Genomic DNA, 10,415 nt, shown 5'->3' on the forward strand with positions numbered 1-10,415 from the left:
AGCGGACCCTCGAATGGCAGCACCGTACTCAAGTGATAAACCGCGCTGCCCGGATGCAATTGCTCGAAAAACCATAGCCTTTGCTGCGCAAAGGATAGTGGACAGGGGTCCATCCTCAGCCCTGGGGGGATAGGAGACTCAGCGTTGCCGATTGTCCCATGCATTGCTTCTTGGCCAGCCGCGCCTATTTCTCGCGCAAGACCGGCCACCGTGGGAGACTCGAAAAGGCGGCGCAATGGAACTTCAATTCCGAAAGCGTCACGGATTCGGGAGATCACGCGGGTCGCCAGCAGAGAGTGGCCGCCCAGCTCAAAAAAATTATCCTCGATCCCGACAGTATCGATACCAAGAACCTCTGCCCAGATTCGTGCAACCCGTGCTTCTTCCTCCGTGCGCGGCACAGCGGGTGCACGCCCGAGGTCCGGGCGGGAACGATCCGGTGCGGGTAGCGCTCGCCGATCGATCTTGCCGCTAGGTGTAGTGGGCAGCCTCTCGAGAGAAATGAATGCTGCCGGCACCAGGTACTCCGGTAGACGTTCCTTTAGAAACAGGCGAAGCTCACCGACCGCCGTCCGCGTTTCCGTTCGGGCCACCACGTATGCGACCAGCCTGCGCTCACCGGGATCGTCTTCCCGCGCTACGACAGCGACCTCGCGCACGGCTGGATGAGCAGTAAGCACCGCCTCCACCTCGCCTGGCTCAACGCGAAAACCCCGTATTTTGACCTGGTTATCGAGGCGGCCGAGAAACTCGATATTGCCATCGGGACGATAGCGGGCAAGATCGCCTGTTCTATAGAGGCGAGCAGCCGGATAACCAGGACCGCCAACGAATTTTTCCGTGAGCTCTGGACGGTTGAGATAGCCGCGCGCCAGGTTATCCCCGCCGATATACATCTCACCGGGGACGCCGATAGGCACCGGGCGTAGACTGGAGTCAAGCAGATGGATGGACGTGTTGGCGATCGGACGGCCGATAGGAGGCAGAAGCGGCCATTCATCGGGTAAATCCGCGAGGGTGAAGGTGGTAACCACATGGGTTTCCGATGGTCCGTAATGGTTGTGCAGCCGGCAGCCGGGAATATTCTTGAACAAGTCGCGGATTTGCGGGGTGACCTGCAACTGCTCGCCAGCGGTGATGACTTCCCGCAAGGTCTCTGGAAGCGGCTGCATGCCCTCGGCGGCCTCCGCCAATTGCTGTAGCGCAACGAAGGGGAGATACAGCCGCTGGATTTTCTGCAAGCTGATGAACTGCCATAATCCTGCCGGGTCCTGCCGCAACGTTTCCGGGACCAGGACGAGCATTGTGCCTGCGCAAAGGGTTGAGAAAATCTCCTGGAACGAGACATCGAAGCTCAATGGCGCAAATTGCAGCGTCGTACCGCCGGGGCCCAGTTCCCGATACTGCCAGCTGATCAGGTTGACCAGTGTGCGATGAGGCATCGCCACGCCTTTTGGTTTGCCGGTCGACCCCGAAGTGTAGATGACGTAGGCGAGACTTTGCGAGGTTGGCAGCTTACGGAGATCCAGCGAAGTGGCCGGCGCGCTGGCCGATAGCGGCGCCAGAGGTTCGTCTATGCACAAGGCACGTTGGGCTGGCAGCCGCTCAAGCAGCCCGCGCCGCTCAAGCAGCCCGCGCCGCTCAAGCAGTCCGCGTCGCGTAAGCAGGAGCGATGCGCCGCTGTCTCGCAGCATAAACGCCAGCCGCTCATCTGGATATGCGGGATCGAGCGGCACGCAGGCGCCGCCGGCAATAAGAATGCCAAGGATACCGATCACCATCTCCGGCGAGCGTTCGAAGCAGAGTGCCACCGGCATATCGGGACCGACGCCGAGCCGGCTCAGATGGCGGGCAAGCAGATCGGCACGCTCATTGATCTCATGATAGGTGAGCCGGGTGTCGCCGTATACGATAGCGATCGCATCGGGCGTGCGCGTCGCCTGCTCCAGGAAAAGTTCGTGGATGCAGCGGTCGCGTGGATATTCAGTCTGGTTGTGGTTCCAGTCAGTAAGCTGCTGGCGCTCTGTGGCTGTGAGCAACGAAAGGTCAGCCAGCTTCACGTGTGGCACCGCCGGATGCGCGATCATTGCTTCCAGCAGCGTGCGCCAATGATCAAGTGTGCGCGTGACCGTGGCCTCGTCGAAACGCGCCCGGTCATACAGAAGCCTGAGCAGGAGTTCTTCGCCGGGCGCAGCGATAGCTGTCAACGGATAGCTGGTGCGCTCGACGGACCGGGTCGAGCTGGGGGCATGGCTTCTCTTTTCCTCAGCCGGCAACTCCCGCTGAGGATAATTTTGAAAAACCAGGAGGCTTTCAAAAAGCGGCAATCCCGCGGGAACCTCGCTCAAGTGCTGGATTTCAGCGAGTGAACTGTACCCATATTCCCTGTCTTCGAGCTGGCGGCCCTGCAGTTGCTGTAACCAGCCGGTCAGCGTGTCCGTTTCCGCGATGGAGACGCGCAGCGGCAACGCATTGATGAAAAGCCCCAGCATCGACTCGACTCCAGGAAGCGCTTCAGGCCGGCCCGCGACAATGACGCCGAAAACAACGTCGGTCTCTCCGCTGTAACGGTTCAGGAGAAGCGCCCAGGCGGCCTGAACCAGCGTGTTAAGCGTAACCTGGTTCACTCGCGCGAAGGATTCAAGCGCGGCGGTCGATTCAGCTGACAGCAGGATTTGCGCTTCAGCATGTCCCTCGGCACCTTTGCGGGGTCGATCCACGATCAGGGGCGTGGCGACCGTAAAGCCATGGAGTACTCGCGTCCAGTAAGCCCGGGCGGCATCCCGGTCCTGTTCCTGCAACCAGGCGATATACTCCCGGTAAGGACGCGGTGGAGGAGGTTCGTATCGGACGCCGCGCCGGATAGCCTCATAAAAATTTCCAATCTCCGAGAAGAGGATCGGTACACTCCATCCGTCGAGGAGGGCATGGTGATGGCTCCAGATAAACTCGAACTGATCGTCGCCGGTGCGGATCAGCGCGATTCGCATCGGTGGCGCTTTCGAAAGATCGAAACCTCGCCGCCTATCGGCGTCGAGATAATCGTCGAGGCGACGATCCATTTCCCGATCCATTCCCGGCAGTCCACGCCAATCATGGCGGATACAGTCCAGCCGCGCTTCGCGATGAACGACTTGCACGGGCGCGTCGAGGCCCCGCCAGTAAAATGTCGTCCGCAGCACAGGGTGGCGCGCCACCACGCGCCGCCAGCTTTCTTCAAATGCTTCGATATCCACACTGCTGGCAAAGGAGTGATGGAGTTGCTCGACATAGACGCCCGAATCAGGATCGAGGAGCGTATGGAACAGCATTCCCTCCTGCATCGGCGACAGCGGATAGACGTCCTCAAGATCCGGGTTGTCGCGCAAGAGCCCGTCTAGCTGCGCCTGACTAAGATTAGCCAGGGGAAAATCCGTTGGCGTCAATCCTTCCGGCCTGAAGGAGAGGCAGTATCTGATGAGCTTGCGCAGCTCTTCGATGAATGTGGACGCCAGCGATTCGACGGTAGCGCGGCGGTGGATTGCCTCACTGTAGATCCAGGATAAATGCAACTCACCCGCGAAGACACCTCCGTTGACATCGATAAGATAATGTCGCCTGCTATGTTCGCTCAAAGCCGGTCCGCGCAGATCCGTCTCGCCGGTAGCTGGGTCGGCGGAATACTCGAATTGTCCGAGGTAATTGAAGCTTATCTGTGGCTGCGGAAGCGCCCGCAGCAATTCGCCCGTCTCTCCCCTGCTTATATACCGCAGGAGACCATAACCGATGCCACGGCGAGGAATTGCACGCAGCCGTTCCTTGACATGCTGCAGCGCCAGATCAGGCGTGACGGGATCGGTGTAATCGCTGACGTCGAGCGCTACGGGAAAGAGGGTTGTAAACCAGCCCACTGTCCTCGACAAATCGACGTCGTCAAAAAGCGCTTCCCTGCCGTGGCCTTCCAGGTCGACCAGCAGCATGCCGATTCCCGTCCACCGGGCGAAAGCAAGCGCCATGGCGGCCAATAGCGTTTCATCGATGCGCGCTTGATGAGTCCGTGCAACATCCCTCAGCAGGTGCGTTGTTTCTTCTGTACTGAGAGACACCACTACCGTGCGGCTCGATCCAGCCGTGTTGGCGTTTGGCAGCGCAGGCAAATCTGTCGGCAGAGGTGGTGCCTGTGCGGGCAATGCAGCGAGCCAGTACTGCGCCTCTTGCCGGAGAATTGCCGAGTTTAGCGAGTTTGCCGGATTTGCATAGGCCGCCAGCTTTTCCGCCCAGGATGTGAAAGCGGTAGTTTTCGGCGGCAGGTGGGCCGACCAAGCTGGCCCGTCCAGTTGGGCACAAACGGTATCGAGATCTTCCAGCAGGATGCGCCAGGAAACGCCATCAATAACCAGATGGTGGATCACGATCAGCAGTTTTGCATTTTCCGGGGAACCGAAGTCGAACAGCACGGAGCGTAGTAGGGGGCCGCGGGCAAGATCGAGGCTCGCCTGTGCCTGCGCTGCCCATCTTGCTACCTCTGCTGCCTGTTGCGATGGTTCAAACCCGGATAGATCGACGCGGGCAAACGGCGCCACCTCATCTGGATCCGCGAGTGTCTGCAGCCACCCTTCGTCGGCGCGGAAAAAGCGCAGCCGCAGTGCGTCGTGATGACTCAAGAGCTGGTTGAAAACGTTCACCCAGCGGTCATCGTCGATGCCAGGCGAGACCGGCAACAGTACTGCTTGGTTGTAATGCTGCGGATCAATTAGATTCTGCTCGAAAAACCAGTGCTGGATCGGTGTAAGCGGCGCAGTTCCAGTTACCGTTCCCTGCTCAGCCGCGATTATGGTGGCGCCTGCGACCGACAGCAATCCGGCAATGGTCGGCTGCTCAAAAAGCTGGCGGGGAGTGAAGCGCAGTCCTTGGGTGCGCGCCCGGGCGACGATCTGTATCGCCAGGATCGAGTCACCCCCCAGTTCGAAGAAATTATCGTGGATACCGACCTGGGGAAGGTGGAGCACATCGGCAAATATATCCGCCAGCCGGCGCTCGTCTTCGGTGCGCGGCGCCACCGCCGCGGTTTCCCTTGCTACCGCAGGGACGGGCAGGGCCGAGCGGTCGACCTTGCCATTGGCGGTCAGCGGCAGGGCTGCCAACGCGACAAATGCGGAGGGCACCATGTAGTCGGGCAGCCGTGCTTGCAAAAAATGCCGCCATTTGCTTACGGGAGGTGGCTTGTCCGTCACCACATAAGCGACCAGGCGCTTGTCGCCAGGTATATCTTCACGCACCGTCGCCACCGCCTCGCGAACGTCCGGGTATCCGCGCAGCGCTGCTTCCACTTCACCGAGTTCGACGCGGAATCCGCGCACCTTGACCTGCTGATCCCGCCGTCCGAGAAACTCCAGGTTTGCATCGGGAAGATAGCGCACCCAGTCTCCGGTCCGGTACAGGCGCGCTCCTGAACGGAACGGATGGGAGATGAACCGCTCGGCGGTGAGAGCCGGTTGGTGGAGATAGCCGCGGGCCAGGCCTTCGCCGCCGATATAGAGCTCGCCCGGCACACCGATGGGTAACGGTTGAAGCCGGTCGTCCAGCACGTAGATCTCTGTGTTGGCAATCGGCCGGCCTATGGGGACCGAGAGGGCGGGGGTGTCAAAGGTCGGATTTGCAGGAGGCAGACGGTCTGCGCCGAAGATGGTTGTACGGCCTGCGGGGACCATCGGGAGTATGGGGATTCCAAGTGGAGAAAGTTTGCAGAGCGTGGCCGTGATCGTGGTCTCGGAGGGGCCATAGGCATTGATCAGGGCGACTCTTCCGTCCGTCTGCCGTTGCCATTCGGCCAATCGTGCCGGTATCATCGGTTCGCTGCCGACTATTACGAGCCTCAGGCTTGCTGGCATTCGCAAGTTCGCAAGTTCTTCCACCCATCCGTGCCAGTAGGTGGCCGGCAAGTTTAAAACGCTGAGGTGGCGGCTTTCAACGAAGTCCAGCAGGTCCGAAAACACTGGAGGGCCAATCTCGGGCCATACGACAACGGTGGCTCCGCACAGCCAGGCCGGGAAAATCTCTTCCGCCGCCACATCGAACGCGGGAGAGGCGAGCTGCAGCACGCGATCTGTTGCGCAAAGCGCATAGAACGCTGAGACCGCGGTGGCATGGTTGACCAACGCCCGATGTGGCACCATGACGCCTTTCGGCGTGCCGGTTGATCCCGAAGTGTAGACGATGTATGCAAGATTCCCTGGCCTGACATTCGCACTCGCTGCGAGCGCTTCATTTTCCCCATCACCTTTCTCCCTGCCGAGGTTGCCGGAATCAATGGCGGAATCCATGGTGATGATGCGCCCGTTGTAGCTGGAGAGACGCTCCCTGAACGCTTCCCGGGATACCACCGCAGGTGCGGCGGTATCGGCAAGAATGAAAGCGATCCGTTCCTCGGGAAATGTGGAATCGATGGGAACATACGCGGCCCCAGCCTTGAGGATGCCGAGAGCGCCAACAGCCATTCCAATGCCGCGATCAGTCAGCAGTCCTATTGGCGTGTCCGCATCGATCCTTTGTGCATCTTGTGCACCGGCCCCACGCAAATGCGCGGCAAGACGGTCGGCTTGCTGGTTCAGTTGCGCATAGGTGAGCCGTTGATTGCCCACTTCAAGGGCCACCGCACCCGGCGTCCGCGCTGCCTGGATCTCGAACAATGTGTGGATACAGCCATCGCGCGGGAACGCGGCAGCGGTGGCATTCCATTCGACCAGAAGCTGTTGCCGTTCGGCTGAGGAAAGCAGGGGTAGTTCGGATAGGCACTGTTCCGCCTTGGCAACGACGCCTTCGAGCAGTACCAGAAAATGACCAAGCATGCGCCGAATGGTCATCGAGTCAAAAAGATCTGTCGCATATTCGAAAGTGGCCGTCATCCCGTCATCGAACTCGGTAATTGCGAGGGTAAGATCGAACTTCGCCGCGCCACGTGCTTCGACGATACTGCCAGGGGCGATATTTGGGGTGGATGGCAGCGTTTCCTGGGGAAGATTTTCCAGCGCGAACATCACCTGAAAGAGGGGCGCGTGGCTCAGATGCCGTGCCGGGGCGAGTTTGGCCACCAGCATCTCGAAGGGCAGATCCTGATGTACGTACGCCTCGGTTGCCACCGTGCGCACGCGCTCGAGCAGCGCGGTAAATGAGGGATCGCCCGACAGGTCCAGGCGCAAGGCGAGCGTGTTGACGAAGAATCCGATGAGTCCTTCCAGTTCGCTGCGGGTGCGATTGGCGATGGGGGTGCCGATCACCAGGTCGGATTGTCCACTATAGCGCGACAGCAGAACGCCGAAAGCAGCCAGGAGTGTCATGAACAAGGTGACGCCCTCCCGTTGCGAAAGGGCTCTCAATCCTGCCGTCAACCCGGTAGGCAAGGATGCCGACAGGGAAGCGCCGCGGAAAGTCTGTACTGCCGGGCGCGGCCGGTCGGAAGGCAGGACAAGCTGCGCCAGGGCATCCCCCAGATGCTTCTGCCAGTAGGCGAACAGCCCATTCAACGAGTCCCCTTGCAGGGTGCTCCGTTGCCAGCAGGCGAAGTCGACATACTGGACCGGCAATTCCGGCAATGGCGAAGGCCGGCCATCCGAGTAGGCTGCGAGAAGGGCTTGCAGTTCCCGCTTGAGTATGCCGATGGACCATCCGTCGGCAACAATATGGTGCATGGTCAGCACCAGGATTTGATCCGAGTCGTTGATACGTAGCAGCATCGCGCGAAGGAGCGGTCCGCGCGCAAGATCAAACGGCGTTTCGGCATCCGTCCTGATTATTTCATTCGCTATCTCATTCGCTGTCTTGTTAGAAGTCTCGCTGGAAACTTCGTTGGAAGTTTCGGTGATTGTCTTGCGCGTCTCTTCTCCGAGTGGATGGCTTAAATCAATGATGGTCAGCGCGGGCGCTGAAGGCGGCGCGACGATCTGGACACCTTGCCCGTCAATGGCGTCGAAAGTCGTGCGCAGGATTTCATGCCGTCGCACGATTTCAGCCAGGCTTTTTTGAAGGATTGCCGCATCCAGCGGTTCGTAAAAGGAGAGAGTGGTGCAAAGGTTGTATACCGCACTGTGCGGAGAAAGCTGATCAAGAAACCACAGGCGTTGCTGGGCAAAGGAGAGGGGATAAGGGCCATTTCCATTTCCATTGCGGCGTGGAATCGGCTGCGACGCCGAGCGGGGCCCTAGTCGTAGCGCAAGCTCGGCCACGGCAGGCGCCTCGAAGAAAACATGCAGCGGGACCACCGCGTGCATAATGTCGCGGATACGGGAGACTGCCTGCGTAGCGAGCAGCGAATGACCCCCCAGTTCGAAGAAATTATCGTGGATACCGACCTGGGGAAGGTGGAGCACATCGGCAAATATATCCGCCAGCCGGCGCTCGTCTTCGGTGCGCGGCGCCACCGCCGCGGTTTCCCTTGCTACCGCAGGGACGGGCAGGGCCGAGCGGTCGACCTTGCCATTGGCGGTCAGCGGCAGGGCTGCCAACGCGACAAATGCGGAGGGCACCATGTAGTCGGGCAGCCGTGCTTGCAAAAAATGCCGCCATTTGCTTACGGGAGGTGGCTTGTCCGTCACCACATAAGCGACCAGGCGCTTGTCGCCAGGTATATCTTCACGCACCGTCGCCACCGCCTCGCGAACGTCCGGGTATCCGCGCAGCGCTGCTTCCACTTCACCGAGTTCGACGCGGAATCCGCGCACCTTGACCTGCTGATCCCGCCGTCCGAGAAACTCCAGGTTTGCATCGGGAAGATAGCGCACCCAGTCTCCGGTCCGGTACAGGCGCGCTCCTGAACGGAACGGATGGGAGATGAACCGCTCGGCGGTGAGAGCCGGTTGGTGGAGATAGCCGCGGGCCAGGCCTTCGCCGCCGATATAGAGCTCGCCCGGCACACCGATGGGTAACGGTTGAAGCCGGTCGTCCAGCACGTAGATCTCTGTGTTGGCAATCGGCCGGCCTATGGGGATGGGGCTGTGGATCTTCTCTGCCGGCGGCACCGGATAGCACGTTGTGAATGTGGTGTTTTCGGTAGGGCCATACGCATTGATCAACACGCACTGCGGGTGTTGCTTGCGCATCTTGCGCACATGGCCCGGCGACAAAACATCTCCACCGGTGATGAGCTGGCGCACCGTATTCAGACGTTCGCAATGGGCGTCGACCATCTGGTGAAAAAGTCCTGATGTCAGCCAGAGCGTGCTAACCCGGCGATGCTCGATCACATCCGCAAGCGCCTCGAGCGATGGCGCGGCTGCAGGCATTATTACCAACCGCGCGCCGTTAAGGAGGCAGCCCCAAATTTCGAAGGTGGAAGCGTCGAACGTAATGGGCGCAAACTGAAGAAATACGTCGTCGGATGCAAAAGTAGCGTAGTCGGTATTTTTTACGAGCCGCACCACGGCACGTTGAGTGACCGCAACACCCTTGGGTATACCGGTAGAGCCCGACGTATAACAGACGTAGGCGAGATTCTCGGCCACCGCCCCGTTTACGGGATTATCCGCAGATTCGCGCGCGATTTCCTCGCATTCATCATCGATGCAAACCAACCGCATGGCTTCGCCGTGCAGCCCGGAGAGTACGTCGAGAAACCGGCCGCGGGTCAGCACCACCGTTGTTCTCGCATCATTCATCATGGCCGATAACCTGGCACGAGGGCTGGCGGGGTCGAGCGGCAGGTAGGCTCCGCCCGCCTTGAGAATACCGAGCAGAGCGGCGATCAGATCAAAAGAACGCTCAAGGCAGACCCCAACCGGCCTCTCCGGAATGACACCAAGACGGCGCAGGCGGTGCGCGAGCTGGTTGGCGCGCGTATTGAGGTCGCCATATGTCAGATGGCGCTCCTCCAGTACAAGAGCAATCGCATTCGGACGCTTTTTTGCCTGCTCTTCGAATAGCTCGTGAATGCACGCATCCCGGGGGTACTCGGTACGCGTATTATTCCATTCGACCAAAAGCTGTTCCCGCTCGGCTTCGGTGAGAAAGGATAGATCGCTAAAGTGACGTTCCGGATCAGCGGCGGCGTCCGCCAGTAGAACCTCAAAATGCCTGGCCATCCGGCTAACAGTTTCAGCGTCGAAAAGATCCGCGCCGTACTCAAAATAGCCAGTTACCTGGCGCCCATCGTCAACCAGGGAAAGCAGCAGATCGAATTTGGCTGTGGCGGGCCCATTTTGGTCGCTTCGGTTTTGGCCAGCGGATGCGGGAGCCCCTTCGCCCGCTCCCTCCTGCCCTTGGGAAGGCACGTTTTGCAGCGCGAACATCACTTGAAAGAGCGGCGCCTGGCTCAGATGTCGTGCTGGGGCAAGCCTGGCCACCAGCATTTCGAAGGGGAGATCCTGATGCGCGTACGCCTCGGTTGCCACCCTGCGCACGCGCTCGAGCAGCGCGGTAAATGACGGATCGCCCGACAGGTCCAG

The 10,415-nt window shown here is 60.1% G+C and carries 1 protein-coding gene and 2 pseudogenes; all 3 read right to left on the reverse strand.

Annotated elements, in window-relative coordinates; translation table 11 throughout:
• The coding region (locus BUA28_RS15050) for an amino acid adenylation domain-containing protein (RefSeq protein ID WP_371915228.1) at positions 1–8,504 on the reverse strand (8,504 nt) is incomplete at its 3' end.
• Positions 8,490–9,950 (reverse strand): annotated as a pseudogene (locus BUA28_RS16490) (amino acid adenylation domain-containing protein); the annotation flags it as partial. The gene BUA28_RS15050 and the pseudogene BUA28_RS16490, both read right to left, overlap by 15 nt.
• Before the next feature lie 57 nt (positions 9,951–10,007).
• Positions 10,008–10,370, reverse strand: a pseudogene (locus BUA28_RS16495) (condensation domain-containing protein); the annotation flags it as partial.
• Between the last annotated feature and the right edge of the window lie 45 nt (positions 10,371–10,415).

This window comes from Nitrosospira sp. Nsp11, assembly GCF_900142705.1.
Taxonomy (GTDB): Bacteria; Pseudomonadota; Gammaproteobacteria; order Burkholderiales; family Nitrosomonadaceae; genus Nitrosospira.